This is a genomic window from Nocardia crassostreae (assembly GCF_001613405.1).
Lineage (GTDB): Bacteria > Actinomycetota > Actinomycetes > Mycobacteriales > Mycobacteriaceae > Nocardia > Nocardia crassostreae.
In genome coordinates this window covers 156582-175397 of sequence record NZ_BDCH01000017.1, presented here as the reverse complement: position 1 = coordinate 175397, position 18816 = coordinate 156582, and the positions used below count along the sequence as shown (strand labels likewise).

Here is an 18816-nt window from a genome sequence, read left to right as displayed (position 1 = left end):
CTATCTCAGGGTGAGGTGGTGGGGAGGTGGCGGTCAGGCGCGGGGTTCGGGTTCCATGAAGGCGATGCCCCAGTTGGCGTGGCCGCGCCAGACGCTCGCGATACGGCCGCCTTGGACTGCTGGTTTGGGGTCGCCGACGGGTCCGCCCGCCGCGCGGATCGCCTCGACCGCGGCGTCCAGGTCGGAGGTCATGAAGGCCACGCCCACCAGGGCGGGAGGCAGGCCCGAGGTGACCGCTTCGATGAACGGCTCGCCGACGCGGTAGAAGGCCATCTCCGGGCCTTCGGGGCCGCGGGGGAAGAAGCGGCGGCGCGGTGGGATGCCAAGGACCGCAGTCAGGTTGGTGACGGCGTCGTCCAGGTCGGGAGCCCAGTAGACGATGTGGTCGACATGGGTGACGCCGTTCGGGTGCGCCGCGGGCGGGGCGTCCTCGGTGTCGCCCGGTAGGGCGGGCACGCCGAGGGTGGCCGGATCGGCGTGAACTTCGTCGAAACCCCAAGCGGGGGTACCGAGGGTGCAGGTCACTTGGCCGATCCGGATCGTGGCGTCGGTGACGGTGAAACCCAGGGCCGCCCAGGCCTGCTCGGTTCCGGGCAGGCCCAGGCGGGTGAGGTTGGGCATCAGATGGCTGCTGCCAGACGGGTGCCCTGGTTTATGGCGCGTTTGGCGTCCAGTTCGGCGGCCAGGTCGGCGCCGCCGATGAGGTGGATCTTGACGCCCGCGGCCTTCAGGGGCTCCTCCAGATCGCGGACGGATTCCTGTCCGGCACAGAGGATGACGTTGTCGCATTCGATGACGGTGGGGCGCTGGCGCTTCTCGCCGAAGCTGATGTGCAGGCCCCGATCGTCGATGCGTTCGTAGTTCACGCCGCCGATCTGCTCGACGCCCTTGGCCTTGACGGCGGCGCGGTGGACCCAGCCGCTGGTCTTGCCCAGATCCTTGCCGAACGAGGAGCTCTTGCGTTGCAGGAGAACGACTTCGCGGGCGGCGGGGGAGGGTTTGGGTGCGGTGAGGAAGCCGCGGGCGTTCGGGTCGTCGGAGACGCCCCACTCTTCCTTCCACTCGTCGAGCTTGAGGCTGGGATGGCCTTCGACGGTGAGGAATTCGCTGACGTCGAAACCGATGCCGCCCGCGCCGATGACGGCGACCTTCCTACCCACGGGCCTGCCCTCGCGGACCAACTCGGCGTAGGTGAGGACCTTGGGATGGTCGATGCCGGGGATATTGGGGATGCGGGGTTTCACGCCGGTGGCGAGGATGACCTCGTCGTAGTTGCCGTCGATCAGTTGCTGTGCGGTGGCGCGGGTGCCGAGATGTAGTCGGACGCCGGTGATTTCGATCTGGCGCGTGTAATAGCGGACGGTTTCGCTGAACTCTTCCTTGCCGGGGATGCGGCGGGCGATATCGAACTGGCCGCCGATCTTGTCATCGGATTCGAAGAGGTCGACCACGTGGCCGCGCTGAGCCAGGCTGACCGCGGCGGACAGACCGGCGGGGCCCGCGCCCACGACGGCGACCTTCTTGGTGCGGCGGGTGGGCAGCAACTGGAGTTCGGTTTCGTGACCCGCGCGCGGATTCAGCAGGCAGGACACGGTTTTCATCTGGAAGGCGTGATCCAGGCAGGCCTGGTTGCAGGCGATGCAGGTATTGATCTCGTCATTGCGGGCCTCCTGCGCCTTGCGGACCCATTCCGGATCGGCGAGCAGCGGGCGGGCCAGGGAGATGAGGTCGGAGTCGCCGCGGGTGAGGATCTCCTCGGCGGTCTCGGGCATATTGATGCGGTTGGAGGCGCACACCGGAATGCTCACCACGTCTTTGACCTTCGCGGTCCACTTCACGAACGCGGCACGCGGAACCGAGGTCACGATGGTGGGGACGCGGGCCTCGTGCCAGCCGATATCGGTATTGATGATGGTGGCCCCGGCAGCCTCCACATCCTTTGCCACATCGACGATTTCGTCCCAGGTCTGCCCGTCTTCCACGAAGTCGGCCATGGATAGTCGGAACACGATGATGAAGTCGGGGCCCACCGCCTTGCGGACGCGGCGGACGATCTCACCGGCGATGCGGCGGCGGTTCTCGGAGTTGCCGCCCCACTTGTCCTTGCGCTTGTTGGTGCGCGGCGCGAGGAACTGGTTGATGAAATAGCCTTCACCACCCATGATCTCGACGCCGTCGTAGCCCGCGAACTTGGCCAGGTAGGCGCAGCGGGCGTAATCGTCGATGGTCTCCTCGACGCCCTTGGAGGACAGTGCGCGGGGCTTGAGCGGGTTGATGGGCGCCTTGATGGCGGAGGCCGAAACACTGCCGGGCATATAGGAATAGCGGCCCGCGTGCAGAATCTGCAGGGCGATCTTGCCGCCCTCCGCGTGCACCGCCTTGGTGATGGCGCGGTGGCGGTAGGCCTCGGTCTTATTGGTGAGCTTGGCGCCGAAGGGCATGAGCCAGCCGGTGCGGTTGGGGGCGTAGCCGCCGGTGATGATCAGGCCCACACCGCCTTTGGCGCGCTCGGCGAAGTAGGCGGCGAGGCGATTGGTGTGCCAGGCCCGATCCTCGAGGCCGGTGTGCATGGAACCCATGACCACGCGATTGCGCAGCGTGGTGAATCCCAGGTCCAGGGGTTCGAAGAGATGGGGGTACGCGCTCATCGCTGAGTGCCTTTCGGGTCGGACGCGGGGGACTGGGCTGTGTCCCGCTGCAGGGCGTCTAGTACTTCGTCACACCAGTCGACAATCCCCTCCTCCACGCGGATACCGCCGCGTAGCACGAGGTACTGGTGCAGCTTCCGGCCGGAGAGCTGATCCGGGGCCGGATAGTCCTTCTTCTCGAATGTGCGATACAGGTCGAGGCGGTGCGCGTGCTGATCGCGATGCCGCTTCACCTCCGCGCACAGGGCGGGCATATCGCCGAGCGAGGCGGCGCGCAGTTTCACGCCGAGTTCATTGCGCATGGGCGCGATATCGATGGGTTCGGCGATCCAGCGGGTGAGTTCGTCCCGCCCGGCCTCGCTGACGGAGTAGACCTTCTTATCGGGGCGGCCCGCCTGCGCCACGGCCTCGGCCGTCACCCAGCCCTGCTCCTCCATGCGCTTGAGCACGCGATAGATCTGCTGGTGGGTGGCGTTCCAGAAGAAGCCGATGGACTTATCGAACCGGCGCGCCAGGTCGTACCCGGAACTGGCGCGTTCGGTCAGCGATACCAGGAGCGCATGTTCGAGGGCCATGCCGCCAGGGTAACTGAGACTAGACGTACTATGCAACTTAGTGCATAGAGCGGGTCAGCGTGCCGCCCGCACCGCCAAAACGGCCGCGACCAGCGCAATCGCACCCGTCGCGAGGCCGGTGACGGCGAAGGCGTGTGACGCCGACAGGGTCGTGGTCCCCGCCAGGCTCAGGAACAGCGACCCGAAACTCGCGATCCCGACCACCACGCCCAGTTGGGTGCCGGTGACCAGGATCCCGCTGGCGTCGGCGGCGACGGCGACCGGGACCCGGCTGGTGGCCCGGGCGACGAGCGGACCGAATCCGAGGCCCAGGCCCGCACCCTGGACGGCGAATACCACCAGGGCCGATACGCCGGGCTCACTCCCGTCCCGCAGGAGCAGGCCCATGCTCGCCATGGAGAGGGCCGCGAGCGCCAATCCGGCGGGCACCGCGGCCGCGTGGAAGCGCGCCGGGACCCGCTGCCAGTTCACGCTGGCGACGGCGAAGGCGATCCCATTGGGCAGGAACAACAATCCGGCGTGCAGCGCGCTGTATCCGAGCGTGCTCTGCAGGTGGATGGCCATGACGAACAGCGATCCGCCGACCGTGCACATCACCAGGAACAGCGTGATGGCACTGAGCACCAGCCCGGGCGCGCGCAGCACCCGATCCGAGAACAGCGGTTCCCCGCCGCGCCGATGCACCCGCCGCTCGACCACCGCGAACACCCCGAATCCCACTGCGGCCCCGCCCAATGCGAGCAGCGACCACAGCGGCCAGTCCTGCTCGTGCCCGAGCACCAGCGGCACCACCAGCAGCAGCACCGACGACGTCAGCACCGCCAGCCCGGCCAGATCCAGCTTCCGCTCCACCCGAGCGGTCACGGGCAGCAGTCGCGGAGCCATCACGAGCAGCGCCAACCCGATCGGCACATTCACCAGAAACACCCCGCGCCAACCGGTTCCGAACAGGTCGGCACTGACGATGAGCCCACCGGCGATCTGCCCGATGACCATAGCCCCCGATGTCACCGCCGCATACGCCGAAATCGCGCGCGCCCGTGTGGCTCCCGTGAACGTCCGCTGAATGATCGTCATGACCTGCGGCACCATGGCCGCCGACCCGATGCCCTGCAAGAACCGGAACACAATGAGCGCAGGCGCATTCCACGCCAGCCCGCACGCCAGCGACGCCACCGTGAAGATAGCCAGGCCCGCCACGAACATCGTCCGCTGCCCCAGCCGATCACCCAACCGCGCCCGTGAGCGGGCAGTGGTTCGATGCCACGGCGCGCCGCAAACTGTCGCTGGGCATCTTGACCGCGCTGACCGTGTTGTCCATGGCGGGGCTGTTCTTCGTCCGCGACGACTACCACTATCTGTGGCTGGGCCTGGTGCTGCTGGCCCTCGGCGCGACCTTCTTCGAACTGTCCAACGTGCCGTATTTCGCCATGCTGCGTCAGGTGTCCACCCCGCAGACCGTCGGCCGGACCTCCGGATTCGGCTGGGCCATGGGCTATTTCGGCGGCATCTTCCTGCTGCTCATCTGCTATTTCGGATTCATCAGCGGGGAAGGCGATTTCCGCGGCCTGCTGGGTGTGCCCACCGATCAGGGCCTGAATATCCGCCTGGTCGCGGTGGTGGCGGCGGTGTGGTTCGCCGCATTCGCGCTGCCGCTGTTCTTCGCGGTGCCGGAACTGCCGCCCACCGATGCCGATCCGGGCGCCGCCGTCCACCTCGAGGCCGGGCCGCGTCGGCATTGGCTGGTGGCCTGGTTCCACGCCATCGGCGATTCCTATCGCGTGCTGTGGCGCGATATCCGCGAGCTCTGGCGCACCGACCGCCGCGCCGTCGGCTTCCTCATTGCCAGCGCCATCTTCCGCGACGGTTTGGCCGGTGTCTTCACCTTCGGCGCGGTGCTGGCGGTCCGCGTGTACGACATCGCCGACTCCGATGTGCTGCTGTACGGCGTCGCGGCGAATGTCGTTGCTGCCCTGGGCGCCCTGGTCGCCGGGCGCTTCGACGACCGTATCGGCCCGAAGCCGGTGATCGTCTTCTCCCTCGCCGCCATCATTGCCTGCGGCCTGGCCCTGCTGGTGGTCTCCGGTGCGCTGATGTTCTGGATGTTCGGCCTGATCCTGGCCGTATTCGTCGGCCCCGCACAGGCTTCCGCCCGCTCGTTCCTGGCCCGCCTGGCCCCGCCCGGCCGGGAGGGCCAGCTCTTCGGCCTCTACACCACGACCGGTCGCGCGGTGTCCTTCATGGCGCCCATGCTGTTCGGCCTCTTCGTATGGGCCACGGGCGAGGACCGTTTCGGCATTATCGGCCTGGTGCTGGTGCTCGCCATCGGTCTGGCGGCGCTGATTCCACTGCGCGCCAACGACTTGCAGGGGCGCTGACCGTCAGGGTTTCCAGGCGCCCATGCCGAGGGCGATGAGCCGGACCTGGAGGACGGCGCGGTCGATGATGCGCGGGCGCTCGCGGGGATCCGCGACGACATAGTCGGCAATGCGATCGGCGACGGTCGAGACGATGAGATCGGCGGCCAGCTCCAGATCGTCGGGCGACCAGGTGTCCAGGGCCCGAATGCGGGACAGGTCGACCACGAGTTCGCGCACGATGAGCTGCATTTCGACCGCGATGGCCCCGCGCAGCGGCGCCGAACCGCCGTGCCGCTCCCGAATCAGGAAGCCCCACAGGTCACGTCGCTGATCGACCTGTTCGAACACGAAGCGCACGGTGCCCGCCAGCCGGGCATACGGGGTCCGGCGCATTTCGCGCAGCGCCAAGCGGAGTTGACGCACCCCCTCCTCGACCAGCGTGGTGCCGAGCTCGTCGAGCGAGGTGAAGTGCCGGTAGAACGCGGTCGGCACGATCCCGGCGGAACGGGCGATCTCGCGCAGGCTCAGCGCCGCGAAGCCCCGGTCGGCGGCCAGCGCGAGGGTGCCGTCCAGCAGGGCCGCACGGGTGCGCTCCTTGCGCTCGACTCGGGTTGCCGCCTGCTCACTCATTTCGATGAGCATACATCCGTTCACATTCGTTCCATTCGAGAGATGTCGCGTGGCTCACACGAACTGCCGGTTGAAGTGGAAGGCCTCCAGCGGGCACACTAACTCAGTGTACAGATGTGCACCGAAAACTTTGGGTGTCGGGTTCACAGCCAACCGACACGACAGGAGGCCCGCATGGTTGGACTCATCGACCTCGTGGAGAAACTGACCACCCCTCATCCGCTGGATCGCTACCTGGAGCTGGTGCGGCCGACCCTGACCCTGCGCCAGATGCGCGCCGAGATCACCCATGTGCGGCGCAGCGCGGTCGGATCGGTCACCCTGACCCTGCGGCCGACCAGGCAGTGGGCCGGGCATCGGGCCGGCCAGTACGTGCAGATCGGTGTGGTGATCGATGGGATCCGCCATACCCGCTGCTACTCACCGGTGAATACGCAGTCCCGCCGTGACCGGCACATCGAGCTCACCATCAAGGCGCATCCGCAGGGCCTGGTCTCGAACTACCTGCACGCCAATGTCATCCCGGGCATGGTCGTGGATCTGGCGCCCGCGTCCGGGGTCTTCCATCTGCCCGAACAGCGCCCCGACCGGATCGTGCTCATCAGCGGCGGCAGCGGCATCACCCCGGTGCTGTCCATGCTGCGCACCCTGGCCACCGAGCGGTATCGGGGCCGGGTGCTGTTCCTGCATTACAACCGTTCGCCGGAATGGGTGCCCCATCGCACCGAACTCGAGGCGATCGCCATGCAGCACAGCAACTTCCAGATCGAATTCCGGTATCCGGAACTGCAGCGCGATCCGCACTTCGGCTACGACGAACTGGAGCGCCTCGCGCCCTGGTTCCACCTCGCCCAGACCTACCTGTGCGGCCCGCCCGGCCTGATGAAGGCGGTGCGCACGGTCTACGAGGCCGAACAGCTGGCCGACCGCTTGCATTCGGAGGAGTTCACGCTCACCGTCGCGCCCGCCGATCCGGCCACCGCGGAGGGCGTCGTCAGCTTCTCCGGCAGCGGCACGTCCATCGAGAACACCGGCGCGAGCCTGCTCGACCAGGCCGAGGCCGCGGGGCTCAGCCCGGCCTACGGCTGCCGCATGGGCATCTGCTTCACCTGCACCGCGGTCAAGAAATCCGGCTGCACCCGCAATCTGCGCACCGGCGAACTCGACGCCGATCCCGATCAACCCATTCAACTCTGCATCAATGCCGCCGTCGGCGATGTAGACCTCGCCATCTGACGCCATTTGTGAAAAAGGAGGGTTCAACATGGCGATACTCACCGAAACCAAGGCCGGACCTCTGGTCCTGAGTCCCGAGCAGGTCGAGGAGATCGGCCGCGAACTCGACGAACTGCGCGCCCGCATCACCGCCGATCTGGGCGACCGCGACCGCGAATATATCTACTCGATCATCAAGGCGCAGCGCGGCTTGGAGATCGCCGGGCGCGGGCTCATGTATCTGGGCTTCCTGCCGCCGTTCTGGCTGGCGGGCGTGGCCGCGCTCAGCGTGTCCAAGATCCTCGACAATATGGAGATCGGCCACAATGTCATGCACGGTCAGTGGGACTGGATGCGTGAGCCGGGGCTGAACTCGCGCGAGTTCGAGTGGGACACGGTGTGTCCGGGGGATCAGTGGCGGCACTCGCACAACTACATGCACCACACCTTCACCAATATTCACGGCATGGACCGCGATATCGGGTACGGGATCCTGCGGGTGGACGAGGAGCAGGGGTGGAATCCGCTGCGGTTGGGGAATCCGCTCTACGCCTTCGCGCTCATGCTCGCCTTCGAGTGGGGCGTCATGGGCCACGACCTGGAGGTGGAGAACATCGTCCGGGGCAAGCGCACTTGGAAGGAGATCAAGGAACTGGTCACCGGGCAGGCGCGCAAGGCGGGCAAGCAGGTGCTCAAGGACTATGTGATCTTTCCCGCGCTGACCGGGCCGCTGTTCCTGTCGACGCTGGCCGGGAACTTCACGGCCAATATCGTGCGCAATGTGTGGACGTTCTCCATCATCTTCTGCGGGCACTTCCCGACCGGCGTACAGACGTTCACAGAGGAGGAGACCGCCAACGAGACCCGGGGGGAGTGGTACGTGCGGCAGATGCTGGGGTCGGCCAATATCACCGGCGGGAAGCTGTTCCACATCATGTCCGGGAATCTGTCGCACCAGATCGAGCACCATCTGTTCCCGGATATGCCCGCCAATCGGTACCCGGATATCGCGCCCGAAGTACGGGCCCTGTGTGAAAAGCACGGCCTGCCGTACAACACCGGGCGGTTCTCGAAGCAGATCGGGTCGGTGTGGGCGAAGCTGTTCAAGCTGGCGCTGCCGCCGTTCCTGACCGGGAAATCGCAACCTGCGAGTGTTATTGTGATGCGCCGGGGGCAGGCTAGCGAAGTGGGCGTATAGATGATCGGGAAATTCGAAAGCAACAAGGATCTGATCCAGGAATTGACGGCGTCCGGAGCGCGGCACGTCGGCAATATCGCAACGATCATTACCGGGACGGTCGCCGAGGTGACCAAGGAGATCGGGGATTGGATCACCGACGCCATCGAGATGCGGGAGGCCGCGGCCGCCGCCGCGCGGGACGCCGCCGCGCAGCGTGGCGAGGACGCCGACGAATTCGACGACGAGCCGGAAGCTCCTGTGGCACAGGAGGATTCGGTAGGCGAGCCGAAACCTGCGGCGAACACGGGTGACGTCATCGACGCCGAGGTCGTGGAAACCCGCCGCTACTGATCACCACACCGGCAGGCGCCGCCGGTGTTGGGCTACGTCTGTGATCAGGTCTTTGTAGCCGTCGGCCAGTTCCGCCAGGCGGTACCAGTGCATGTGGGCTTCGCTGTCGTCGTTGCGGGGGGCGGTCGTCGCTCACGCGGTGCGGGCCGGTGCGGGGGCGGGCGCGGCCGTCGGTGCTCTTGGACGAGCGGGTCGCCGGGAGGGGGCCGCCTAGAGCTTGTTGTGCGGCAACCCATTTGGCGGCCATGCGGTCGATGACGGCGCCCAGGGTTTCGGTGTGGAGGGAGGCGCCGTTGCGGTGGGGGATGTGCCCGGCGACCCAGTCGTCGATGCGCGCGACCAATTGTGTGCGGCGCTCGTCGATGTCTTCTACCAGTTGGCTGCAGGTCGCGACGCGGGTGGGCGTGGCGCCGACGGCGTGGGCGGCCTCGTGGGCGCGGTGTCGGCGCTCGTGGCATCTGGCCAGCTCATAGGCGGAATCGAGGACTTCCCGATCGGGGCGGTCGGCGGATACCGGATCGCGGAAGGCGCGCAACAATAGTGATGGCGAGGGAAGCTCGGCCCCGAATCCCGCACCGATGTAGTCGGTTGCCATGTGTCCCACCCTTAGCCCCTAGGCCGTAGTCGACTGGATGCGCCAGGGCCGAGGGGGTTTCGGGGAGGGGCTCCCCTCGGCTCCGGCGCAGTCCCGCATCCCGGGACGCACAGCCATCACCAAGGGCACGGTGAAGAAACCGGGAAAACCGCGACGATGCGATGAGAAGACTGTCCGGGAAATGCGGGACATATTCAGGAAAGCGCGATAGTCGAAACGGCGCAACCGCCTGGCGCGTGATCGGGGAAGCTGCCTGAAAATCGTTATACAGCATCTCGGTAGGGTCACGTGGGCGCTGCGTTCGGGAGCTGATCGACACCTTCGCGGGGCTTGCCGGAACGGGTGCGGACAGGTCGGTGTCCGGTTGTACCGCCGGGTAGTCCGAGCAGTCTGTTTCTTAGGCTTATGAATAGCTATCGGTGCGGCGCGCCGGGGGCGAGAGCGGCCGTGGTCGATTAGCCTCGGTATTCATGCCCGCTTACGCCTCGTCACCGGAGCTGCGATTCGGCTTCATGTTCGCGCTGGAAGACCCGGAGCGAATTGCCGAAGTCGTGCGGAGTCTGATTGTTCGCCGACAGGTGTCGGTCTTCCGGCTGGCGCATCTCTCCGGCGACAATGGCCCGCCGGAACGCTATGTCGTGAACTGGGCCGCGGTCCCGCAGATTTCCATCACCACGGCCGCGCCGACCCCCGATGAATTGCGTTCCAGCGGAACGATGCTGGTCAACGCGTTTCTGGGAGAAGACGGTGAAGTGAGTCTGTACTCGGCGGAGGGCACTGCCCCGAAGTAGCGCTCGCCGGTGTGTCCGGGGACACGCTCCGTCTCAGCAACCTCACAGCAACAGACCAGGGTCTCGTAAGGCTGCCTCGGCAAAGTGGGTCACGTCGCCGACCGGAAATCCCGATCGACGGCGTTACCAACAGAGAGGTTGAAAAATGATCCCGGTTATCATCCAGACTGGTTCCGCTGCCCTCAACGGCCTGCTCAACACCGGCTCGGCGGCCTTCAGCGGTATCTTCGACACCCTCTTCACCGGCTCTTTCGGCCGCTAAAGCCTTACATTTCCAAGGGTTTTCGGGCAGCGCCCCGGGTGCGAGGCACCCGGGGCGTTTTTTGCCCCACGGGCCCGGACCTGCTGCGGGGGTCCGGGCTCAGCCCAGCAGGGCGGGCGTGCGGCGGGCCTGCAGGATCTGTTCCAACAGCGCGACGAGCACGTGCTTGACCGATTCCCGGTCGCGCGCATCGCAATCCATCATCTGAATGGACGGTGCGATATCCAGGGCCTCGCGCACCTCCTCGAGCTCGAAGTGCTCGGCGGCCTGGAACCGGTTGACCGCCACCACGAACGGCGTGCGCCGCTGTTCGAAGAAGTCGAGCACCGGATAGCAGTCCTCCACGCGCGCGGTATCGACCAGGATGACCCCGCCCAGCGCGCCGTCGAGCAGGTCGTCCCACAGGAATTCGAAGCGTTCCTGCCCCGGCGTGCCGAACAGGTAGAGCACCAGCGACGAATCCAGGGTGATGCGCCCGAAATCCAGCGCCACGGTGGTGGTGGTCTTCCCGGTGGCCAGGCCGGGATTGTCCACGCCCACCGAGACCTCGGTCATGGCGGCTTCGGTGGCCAGCGGCTCGATTTCGGAGATGGCTCCGATGAGCGTCGTCTTGCCGACGCCGAAACCGCCGCTGACCACGATCTTAACCGACGACGCCAGCGCCGGTGCGGAATTCTCAGGGTGCGCGAACAAGATCTCGAATCCTTTCGATGGCGGCGACGGAGAGTTCACTTCCCTCGCTCACCGCGACATGGCCCGCCGAGACGAGATCGCTGACCAGCACCCGGGCCACACCGACCGGCACCCGCAGGGCGGCACCGATTTCGGCAATGGAATGCGGGCGCTGGCACAACCGCACCACCCGCTCCAGCTCGAACCGCAGGGGTGCGGTGAGCGCGGCCGGGGTGGCGCGGACCAGGGTCTCGATACGCAGGCCGTCCACCAGGGGTGTGGTGCGTCCCGCCGTCATCATGAACGGCCGCACCACCTGCTCGTCGATCTCGCCGCCCGCCCGATGCGGCAGCGACGAGGCGGCTCCGGTCCAGCCCACGGGCTGGTTGAGCCTGATCATCCGGGGGTCCGGCAGCCGGTGCGAATCGGTCATCGGCCCAACGACTCCCGTAATTCGGTGATGAGCGCCGGGGTGAGCAGCGCGCCGACGCGATCGGCCAGGACGGCCATCTGATAGCCGACCAGGCCGACATCGGCACTGCTGTCGGCGATGACGCCGATGCAGCTGCCGTTGGCGACCGCGGAGACCAACAGGAACCCGCGCCCCATCTCGATCATGATGAGCCGCAGGCCGTCGAAATCGTAACTGCGCGAGGCGCTTCGGCCCAAACTGGTGAGCCCGGACACAATGGCGGCGAGCCGGTCGGCGCTGGTGCGGTCCAGCCCGGCGGACATGGCCATGAGCAGACCGTCGGAGGACACGGCGACGGCGTCCTGGACACCGTCGGTGGTGCGCACGAAATCGGCCAGCAGCCAGTTGAACGTGTGCGGATCGGTTTCGGTGTAGTGGGTCGTCACGTGCGGGTCCTCCTAGGGATTCGAGCCCGGGCGGGGTGGCTCACCACGCTCGCCGCGCTGATGCCCGGTCCGGAAACCGGCGAGCCTGCTGCGCACCTGGTCGGGGGAGCGGTCGGTCAGCGGCGTGGTGGGCCGGGGGGACGCGTCGGGCGGGGTGCCCGATGCGGGGGCGCTGCCCGGCGCGGCGCCCGAATGCTCACGAGTCTTCCTGTTGCGCTTGACGAGACCGTTTCGCGTACGTTGCACCTCCGGCACCGTTTCGACAACTGTGCCGTGAGATGTGTTCGCGCTCAACGGCGCGGGCTCGGCGCTCGGCGAGAGCTCCTGCTCCGCGCGGGAATCCGGCGCGTCGGCCAAGGGAATCAACTTGATCGGAGGCACGAGCGATTCGCCGTTGGTGCGGGGGCTGCGGGCCTCGTTGACGGCCTCGATGACCGCGCCATTGGTGATCGAGGCCCGCTTGTCCTCGCTCGGGGCGGGCTGTGCGGAGCTGTGCCGCCCGGTCTCGGGCGTGGCCGGTGTGGTTGCCGCCGGTAGGGCCGCGACCGATTTCGAAGCCGCCGGTTTGGTTGCCGGAAGCGCATGCGCTGCAGCATGTTTCGGCTCGGCGGGCAGATCCGGTGCGGTGGAGCTCTCATCGGCGAGCAGGGTGTGCGGCAGCAGCAGGCGCGCCACCACGCCGCTCACCGGCGAGACGGTCAGCTCCACCTCCACGCCGAGCCGCTTGGCCAGGCGGCCCACCACGAAATGCCCCAGGAATCGGGTCGGCGCGACCAGGAAGTCGGCCTCGCCGCGCAGCCGGGCATTGGCGGTGGCGAGCTGATCCGGCGGCATGCCGACGCCGTGGTCCACCACCGCGATCATGTACCGCTGCCCCATCCGGCGGCCGTAGATCTCCACCTCCAGATCCGGTGGGGAGAAGGACAATCCGTTCTCGATGAGCTCGGCCAGCATATGGGCGAGATCACTCACATTGGCGCCGGTAATGGCGACCTCGTCCACCCGGCGCAGCACCACGCGGCGGTAGTCGTCGACCTCGGACAGACCGGCGCGTATGACATCGCTCAGCGGAATGGGCTGCGACCAGCGGCGCGGCGCCGATTCGCCGACCAGCACCAGCAGGCTCTCGGCATTGCGCCGCATGCGGGTGGCCAGGTGGTCGAGCTCGAACAGATTGGACAGCGCCTTGGGGTCGAGCTCCTCGCGCTCGAAATCGCTGATCAGCCCGAGCTGGCGGCGCACCAGGTTCTGATTGCGCCGGGCCAGATTGGCCATGGACTCGGTGGTGTTGCGGCGCAGGCGGGCCTGGGCGGAGGCGAGGTCGAAGGCGGTGGCCTGCACGCGATCCAGGGCGTGCGCCACCGAGACGATCTCGGTACCGGCGCTCTCGTCGGCGCGCACCGGCTCCGGCGGATCGGGCTCCTTGCCGGAGTCGTCGTGCCAGGCGGCAATGAGCTGCGGCAGCCGCTGCTCGGCGACCTCGTCGGCCTCGGCGACCAGGTCCGCCAGCGGTCGGACGATGGCGCGCACGGTGGCCACCACCAGCGCGATCTGCGCGGCCAGGGCGAGCGCCGCGGCCAGGGCGTAGCCCGCGAGCCAGGTGAAGGCGTCCTGGCGCAATGTGGCGGCGCGGTCCCGGATCTCGGCGCCGATGACGCCCTGCGCGCCGTGTTCGGCATCGATGACCTCGGTCATGTGCCGCCACCACAGCTGCGCGTCCACCGGTTCGAGGAGCGGCCCGCGCACCGAGTCGTAGGCGACCGCCTCCGCCTCACCGACCTGCAGGGCGGCATCGGAGCGCAGTATGTCGTTGAGCCGGGAGCGCTGGACCGGGGTGGCGTCGCGGGCGAAGGCGGTGATCGCCACCTGTTTGCCAGCGCGAATGTCCAGGAACTGCACGTACTCCCGGCCGACGAACTCGCCCCGGGTGAACACGCCGTTGAGGAAGCCGCGCTCCTGCGCCGTGTACTCCTTGACGTCGCCGAGCGCGAACAGCGTCTGCAGTCCCCGCCACAGCGCGGTGTCCCAGGTTTCGTCCGGGCTGGGCCGCGCCTGGTTCAGGCCGAGAATCGCATTGGTGTAGAAGCTGAACGAGACCGAGGCGCCGATGCGGCCGCCGTCCACATCCGAGCGATTGGCGCTCAGACCCGAGAGCTGCTCGAGCGCCGCCCGCACCTTGTCGGCGCCCGCGGGCCGGGCGTCGAGGGTGCCGGAGAGCGCGTGCAGGGTGAGATCGGTGATCGCGCGCTGATCGTTGACGGTATTGTGGAGCGTGCCGTCACCGCCGAGCAGGCCATTGGTGAGACCGCGCTCGCGCTGTAGCTCGTGCACCAGATCCTGTACCGCCAGCGCCAGATTCACCGCGCCGACGGCATCGCCGGTATCGCGATAGCGGTCGGCCTCGGTGACGATGATGACGGTGAGCAGCGCCAGCACCAGCGCCACCGAGACGACGAGAATGCGCCGCAACCGCGCGCGAATGGTGCGCGGCCGGGTGAGATCACTTGCCGCCGAGAGCCTCACGCTACCTTTCGGCAATAAACTCGCCGCACGCAAAGCCACGCTCACTCCTGACATCGGCCAACCTGCAAATCTCGTCATATTCCATGAGAAGCAGATGTGCTGCTCGCGTCGGGCAGGAGACATCGGCGTGAACAACGGCTCACAGGAGCGGCGGTCAGGGTTTCAGCGAACCCGCAGCCTCGTAGATCCGGCGCACCACGTCCTCGATATCGGGTTCCTCGATGGACAGGTCACGCACCTCCGCGCGGGCCGAGACCGCCGCGAGCAACTGCGCGGCGGTGGTGCTCTCGGTATCGAAGGCGAGCCGCTGCCGCATGCCCGCGCCCTCGGTGTCCAGCAGTTTCGCCACCGGCAGATCGGTGAGATCGGGCGTGGGCTCGGCGAGGTCGACGGTGAGCACCCGGTGCGCGCCGACGGTGGCGGCCAGTCCGGTGAGCGAGCCGTCATAGGCCAGGAGGCCGTGATCGACCACCAGCACGCGCTCGCACAGGCGCTCGATATCGCCCATATCGTGGGTGGTGAGCAGCAGGGTGGTGCCGCGCTCGGCGCGCTCCTGCCGCAGGAACTCCCGTAATCGCTGCTTGGACAGCACATCCAGGCCGATGGTCGGCTCGTCCAGAATGATCAGCTCGGGCGAGTGTAGCAGCGCCGCCGCGACCTCGGCGCGCATGCGCTGACCCAGCGAGAGCTGCCGCACCGGGGTGTCCAGGGTGCCTTCCATCTCCAGCTGCGCCACCAGTTCGTGGGTTCGCGCCGCGGCGGCGCCCGGCTCCAGCCGATGGATGGCGGCCAGGATCGAGAACGATTCGCGCAGCGGCAGATCCCACCACAGCTGCGACCGCTGCCCGAACACCACCCCGATGCGCGAGGCCAGCTCGCGCCGCTGCCGCACCGGATCCAGGCCGCAGGTGCGCAGCCGCCCCGCGCTGGGCACCAGGATTCCGGTGATCATCTTGATGGTGGTGGACTTGCCCGCGCCATTGGCGCCGATGTACCCGGCCGCCGCGCCGCGCTCCACGCGGAAGCTCATATCGTCCACGGCGGTGAGCACCTCGCGGCGCCGCCGCCAGCGGCCCTCCTTGCGGTGCAGTACGAAAGTGCTTGTCAGGCTTTCGATATCGATAATGGGCTCGCTCACCCGCCGCCTCCTTGATAGTGCCTGGTGCCCAGTCGCCACACCCACAGCGCCGCCGCCCACACCCACAGCGCGGCCAGCGGGGACGCCCACGCCAGCCAGTTCGGCAGCAGCGCCGGACCGGGCAGTCCGAGCAGCGCGATGGTGGGCAGATACGAGGTGAAGGCGACCGGAATCAACAGTGCGAATACGAGTTTCATCGAAGTCGGGAAGACCGAGGTGGGCTGCATCGAGGCATAGGACCCGCCGTAGGTGAAGGCATTGGTCAGTTCGGCCCCGTCGATGAGGAAGAACTGCGCGCCCGCCGCGCAGATGAACAACCCGGCGAAGATGGCGATGCCGGAGATGAGGGTGATGGCGAACAGCGCGATATGCGCTGCGGTCCAATCGATGTCGTTGCGGGACAGGCCGAATCCCAGCACGGTGACGGCCACCGCGATGCGCGCCACCCGGCGCAGGGCGATATCGCTGGTCATGAGCTGTAGCAGCAGGGGTTGCGGGCGCAGGTGAAAGGCGTCCAGCTTGCCCATCCGGATGTAGGTGGGCAGCGTATCGGCATGTCCGACAATCATATCGGCGATGGTGAAGGAGGTATTGCTGAGCCCGAACAGCAGCAGCATGCCATTGAGGGTCAGCCCGCCCAGGTGCGGGACATTGGTGAAGATCACCCACATCTCGGCGAATTCCACCAGGCCGATGAGGAAGGCGCTGAGCACCTCGGTCGCGAAGGACAGCGGATAGGCCCGTTGCGCGCGGATCCGGGAGGCCAGCACCGCGCGGTAGGGAGCCAGGGCCGAGGGGCGTGCGTCAGCCACCCTGCACCTCCAGCTTGCGGCGTCCGGCGCGTAGCATCAGCTGTCCGAGCACCACCAGCGCGATGAGCCAAAAGCACTGCACGGCAACGTTCTGCACCGCGTCCAGTCCCGTGGTGCGCCCGGAGAGCACATCGATGGGCGATTGCAGCATGGACGGGAACGGGGTGGCGTAGGCGAGCATGCGCAGCCAGTCGGGGAACAGGTGCACCGGCGCGAACAGTCCGGCCAGGAAGGTGCCCAGGATCATGTGCAGCGCTCGCATGCCGCGGGTCTCGATGAGCCAGAAGCCGGTCAGGCAGACGGCGAACATGGACAGGAACGACACCGCCATGGCCAGCAGGAGGCTGATCGCGCCGAGCACGTAGGGGCCGGGCGTATTCGGGAAGGCCAGCCCGAAGGTGAGCGCGCCGACGGCGATGCTGGGCAGGCCGCGCGGAATGAGGGTGCAGGTGGCGCGGCCGAGATATTCGGCGGTGTGCGCGAATTGGATATCGATGGGCCGCAGGAAGTCGATGGCGATATCGCCGGTGCGAATGCGTCCGACGATATCGGGCAGATGCCAGAAGGCGATGGCCCCGAGCAGGCCCTGGGACAGCCAGATGTAGGCGCCGATGGTGCCCTCGGAGTAGCCGCCGAACGTCGGATTGACCTCGACGGCGGCCATGAGCACGGCGGCGCGGACGAAGCCGAAGACGACATTGGTGATCAGTCCGGCGGCCATGGCGAGCCGGTACTGCGACTGTCTGCGAAACCCGGCTCTGATCAACTGCCAATAAACCCCCACGTCGGCGCGCACAAGAGATTGACACTACCAACTCGCGGGCCGCTCGGGCATGCCCCCGGAAACCCCTGCCCGCGCCGAAAACGCCGAAAACCATCCGGGGCCACGGCCGCCGGTGGTAGAAACAACCACGTTTCACTTTGCTGCGACGCGAGGATCACCGATGACGATTGCCGAGACGACTGTTTTCGAGGCGCTCGAATCCAATGTGCGCGGCTACTGCCGATCCTGGCCGACGGTCTTCGATACCGCTCGCGGTTCCTGGCTCACCGACGAGCACGGCAAGGACTACCTGGACTTCTTCGCGGCGCGGGCGCGCTCAACTACGGGCACAACAATCCGGTGCTCAAGCGGGCGCTGATCGACTATCTGACCGGGGACGGCATCACGCACGGTCTGGATATGTCGACGGTGGCCAATCGCCGTCTGCTGGAGACCATTCGCGAGGTGCTGCTCACGCCGCGCGGTCTGGACTACAAGGTGCAGTTCCCGGGACCGACCGGTGCGAACGCCGTGGAGGCCGCGCTCAAGCTGGCGCGCAAGGTCACCGGCCGCACCGCGGTGCTGAACTTCACCAATGCCTTCCACGGCATGACCCTGGGCGCGCTGTCGGTCACCGGCAATGCCGCCAAGCGCGCGGGCGCGGGCGTGCCGCTGGTGCACGCCACCCCGATGCCCTACGACGGTTTCGTCGATGAGTCCGAGGACTTCTCGTGGATGCGCCGCGCCCTGGACGACGCGTCCTCCGGACTGGACAAGCCCGCCGCGGTCATTGTCGAAACGGTGCAGGGCGAAGGCGGGGTGAATGTGGCGCGCGCCGAATGGCTGCGCCGCCTGGCCGAACTCTGCGCCGCGCGCGGCATCCTGCTCATTGTCGACGATGTGCAGATAGGCTGCGGCCGCACCGGCCCGTTCTTCTCCTTCGAGGTCGCCGGTATCGCCCCCGATATCGTCACACTCTCCAAATCCATTGGCGGCTAAGGCCTTCCGATGGCCCTGGTACTCATGCGCGCCGAGCTCGACCAGTGGGCCCCGGGCGAGCACAATGGCACCTTCCGCGGCAATAACGCCGCCTTCGTCACCGCCGATATCGCCTTGCGCCACTACTGGTCCGACGCGTGCCTGCAGGACGCGACCCTCGCCAAGGGCGAACGCATCCGCACCCGCCTGACCGCGCTGACCGAGAACTTCCCCGGCATCACCACCCGCGGCCGCGGCCTCGTGCACGGCCTGGTCTTCGACGACGCCTCCCAAGCCGCCAAGGTCTGCCGCATCGCCTTCGAACTCGGCCTGCTGGTGGAGACTTCCGGAACGGCCGACGAAGTGGTGAAATTGCTCCCGCCCCTGACCACCACCGAGGACGAGATCGACTACGGCCTCGGCCTCCTCACCCGCGCCGTGGAAACCGTGCGCGATTCCCACTGA

The 18816-nt window shown here is 67.3% G+C and carries 17 protein-coding genes and 2 pseudogenes; 6 read left to right on the top strand and 13 right to left on the bottom strand.

Annotated elements, in window-relative coordinates; translation table 11 throughout:
• Window positions 1-33 precede the first annotated feature (33 nt).
• Genes NC4_RS17330 through NC4_RS17315 form a run of 4 tightly spaced genes read right to left on the bottom strand, consistent with a single transcriptional unit; the run spans window position 34 to window position 4423 of the window.
• Entirely contained in the window at window positions 34-621 is a 588-nt protein-coding gene (locus NC4_RS17330; RefSeq protein WP_067539184.1) for a VOC family protein, read from the bottom strand.
• The gene (locus NC4_RS17325; RefSeq protein WP_067539181.1) at window positions 621-2648 is read right to left on the bottom strand and encodes an NADPH-dependent 2,4-dienoyl-CoA reductase; all 2028 of its coding nucleotides are present in this window, start codon (window positions 2646-2648) and stop codon (window positions 621-623) included. Before NC4_RS17325 ends, NC4_RS17330 begins: the two co-directional genes overlap by 1 nt.
• Window positions 2645-3223: a PadR family transcriptional regulator gene (locus NC4_RS17320; protein ID WP_067539178.1), complete on the bottom strand. Its 579-nt coding sequence runs from the start codon at window positions 3221-3223 to the stop codon at window positions 2645-2647. The genes NC4_RS17325 and NC4_RS17320 overlap by 4 nt, the downstream gene beginning before the upstream one ends.
• A 54-nt stretch (window positions 3224-3277) precedes the next feature.
• Complete coding sequence (locus tag NC4_RS17315) at window positions 3278-4423, bottom strand: MFS transporter (RefSeq protein WP_245721744.1); 1146 nt, start codon at window positions 4421-4423, stop codon at window positions 3278-3280.
• A gap of 35 nt (window positions 4424-4458) precedes the next feature.
• Between NC4_RS17315 and NC4_RS17310 the strand changes: the two are divergent.
• A pseudogene (locus tag NC4_RS17310) lies at window positions 4459-5601 on the top strand (MFS transporter); the annotation flags it as partial.
• A gap of 3 nt (window positions 5602-5604) precedes the next feature.
• Here the strand turns inward: NC4_RS17310 and NC4_RS17305 are convergent.
• The gene (locus NC4_RS17305; RefSeq protein WP_084529341.1) at window positions 5605-6213 is read right to left on the bottom strand and encodes a TetR family transcriptional regulator; all 609 of its coding nucleotides are present in this window, start codon (window positions 6211-6213) and stop codon (window positions 5605-5607) included.
• 174 nt (window positions 6214-6387) lie between these two features.
• On the opposite strand from NC4_RS17305, the gene NC4_RS17300 reads away from it, so the two are divergent.
• From NC4_RS17300 to NC4_RS17290, 3 genes are read left to right on the top strand one after another with little or no spacing between them, the layout of a single operon-like run.
• Window positions 6388-7449 carry a ferredoxin reductase gene (locus NC4_RS17300; protein WP_067539170.1) on the top strand — a complete coding sequence of 354 codons (1062 nt, stop codon included), beginning with the start codon at window positions 6388-6390 and terminating at the stop codon, window positions 7447-7449.
• Window positions 7450-7477: 28 nt separating this feature from the next.
• Complete coding sequence (locus tag NC4_RS17295; protein ID WP_067539167.1) at window positions 7478-8626, top strand: fatty acid desaturase family protein; 1149 nt, start codon at window positions 7478-7480, stop codon at window positions 8624-8626.
• A complete protein-coding gene (locus NC4_RS17290; RefSeq protein WP_067539164.1) occupies window positions 8627-8959 on the top strand; it encodes a hypothetical protein in 333 nt (110 codons plus the stop codon).
• On the opposite strand, the gene NC4_RS39120 is transcribed toward NC4_RS17290, so the two are convergent.
• Entirely contained in the window at window positions 8922-9554 is a 633-nt protein-coding gene (locus NC4_RS39120; protein WP_245721743.1) for a DUF4254 domain-containing protein, read from the bottom strand. The genes NC4_RS17290 and NC4_RS39120 overlap by 38 nt on opposite strands.
• Before the next feature lie 512 nt (window positions 9555-10066).
• On the opposite strand from NC4_RS39120, the gene NC4_RS17280 reads away from it, so the two are divergent.
• On the top strand, window positions 10067-10345 hold the full coding sequence (locus tag NC4_RS17280; protein WP_245721742.1) for a hypothetical protein: 279 nt from the start codon (window positions 10067-10069) through the stop codon (window positions 10343-10345).
• 361 nt (window positions 10346-10706) lie between these two features.
• Here NC4_RS17280 and NC4_RS17275 read toward each other — a convergent pair whose 3' ends face one another.
• The 7 genes from NC4_RS17275 to NC4_RS17245 all read right to left on the bottom strand — a co-directional run bounded on the left by NC4_RS17275 (window position 10707) and on the right by NC4_RS17245 (window position 17331).
• Window positions 10707-11303 (bottom strand): GTP-binding protein, encoded by a 597-nt coding sequence (locus NC4_RS17275; RefSeq protein WP_439957528.1) that lies wholly within the window; start codon window positions 11301-11303, stop codon window positions 10707-10709.
• The gene (locus tag NC4_RS17270) at window positions 11284-11712 is read right to left on the bottom strand and encodes a DUF742 domain-containing protein (RefSeq protein WP_067539153.1); all 429 of its coding nucleotides are present in this window, start codon (window positions 11710-11712) and stop codon (window positions 11284-11286) included. The genes NC4_RS17275 and NC4_RS17270 overlap by 20 nt, the downstream gene beginning before the upstream one ends.
• Window positions 11709-12137, bottom strand: a complete 429-nt coding sequence (locus NC4_RS17265) for a roadblock/LC7 domain-containing protein (protein WP_067539150.1) — start codon at window positions 12135-12137, stop codon at window positions 11709-11711. Before NC4_RS17265 ends, NC4_RS17270 begins: the two co-directional genes overlap by 4 nt.
• A gap of 12 nt (window positions 12138-12149) precedes the next feature.
• Window positions 12150-14660 carry a sensor histidine kinase gene (locus NC4_RS17260; protein ID WP_067539148.1) on the bottom strand — a complete coding sequence of 837 codons (2511 nt, stop codon included), beginning with the start codon at window positions 14658-14660 and terminating at the stop codon, window positions 12150-12152.
• 154 nt (window positions 14661-14814) lie between these two features.
• Entirely contained in the window at window positions 14815-15798 is a 984-nt protein-coding gene (locus NC4_RS17255; RefSeq protein WP_067539146.1) for an ABC transporter ATP-binding protein, read from the bottom strand.
• Window positions 15795-16610 carry an ABC transporter permease gene (locus tag NC4_RS17250; protein ID WP_067539144.1) on the bottom strand — a complete coding sequence of 272 codons (816 nt, stop codon included), beginning with the start codon at window positions 16608-16610 and terminating at the stop codon, window positions 15795-15797. Before NC4_RS17250 ends, NC4_RS17255 begins: the two co-directional genes overlap by 4 nt.
• The gene (locus NC4_RS17245) at window positions 16603-17331 is read right to left on the bottom strand and encodes an ABC transporter permease (RefSeq protein ID WP_084529269.1); all 729 of its coding nucleotides are present in this window, start codon (window positions 17329-17331) and stop codon (window positions 16603-16605) included. Before NC4_RS17245 ends, NC4_RS17250 begins: the two co-directional genes overlap by 8 nt.
• Window positions 17332-17554: 223 nt before the next feature.
• Here NC4_RS17245 and ectB point away from each other — a divergent pair.
• Window positions 17555-18816, top strand: a pseudogene (gene ectB, locus NC4_RS17240) (diaminobutyrate--2-oxoglutarate transaminase).

What these genes read in the sequence shown, in the direction of transcription:
- NC4_RS17300 (WP_067539170.1), top strand. Translation starts at nt 6,388, where the DNA reads ATGGTTGGACTCATCGACCTCGTGGAGAAACTGACCACCCCTCATCCG.
- NC4_RS17330 (WP_067539184.1), bottom strand. Translation starts at nt 621, where the DNA reads ATGCCCAACCTCACCCGCCTGGGCCTGCCCGGAACCGAGCAGGCCTGG.
- NC4_RS17320 (WP_067539178.1), bottom strand. Translation starts at nt 3,223, where the DNA reads ATGGCCCTCGAACATGCGCTCCTGGTATCGCTGACCGAACGCGCCAGT.
- NC4_RS39120 (WP_245721743.1), bottom strand. Translation starts at nt 9,554, where the DNA reads ATGGCAACCGACTACATCGGTGCGGGATTCGGGGCCGAGCTTCCCTCG.
- NC4_RS17245 (WP_084529269.1), bottom strand. Translation starts at nt 17,331, where the DNA reads ATGGCCGCCGGACTGATCACCAATGTCGTCTTCGGCTTCGTCCGCGCC.
- NC4_RS17295 (WP_067539167.1), top strand. Translation starts at nt 7,478, where the DNA reads ATGGCGATACTCACCGAAACCAAGGCCGGACCTCTGGTCCTGAGTCCC.
- NC4_RS17325 (WP_067539181.1), bottom strand. Translation starts at nt 2,648, where the DNA reads ATGAGCGCGTACCCCCATCTCTTCGAACCCCTGGACCTGGGATTCACC.
- NC4_RS17305 (WP_084529341.1), bottom strand. Translation starts at nt 6,213, where the DNA reads ATGAGTGAGCAGGCGGCAACCCGAGTCGAGCGCAAGGAGCGCACCCGT.
- NC4_RS17270 (WP_067539153.1), bottom strand. Translation starts at nt 11,712, where the DNA reads ATGACCGATTCGCACCGGCTGCCGGACCCCCGGATGATCAGGCTCAAC.
- NC4_RS17290 (WP_067539164.1), top strand. Translation starts at nt 8,627, where the DNA reads ATGATCGGGAAATTCGAAAGCAACAAGGATCTGATCCAGGAATTGACG.
- NC4_RS17280 (WP_245721742.1), top strand. Translation starts at nt 10,067, where the DNA reads ATGTTCGCGCTGGAAGACCCGGAGCGAATTGCCGAAGTCGTGCGGAGT.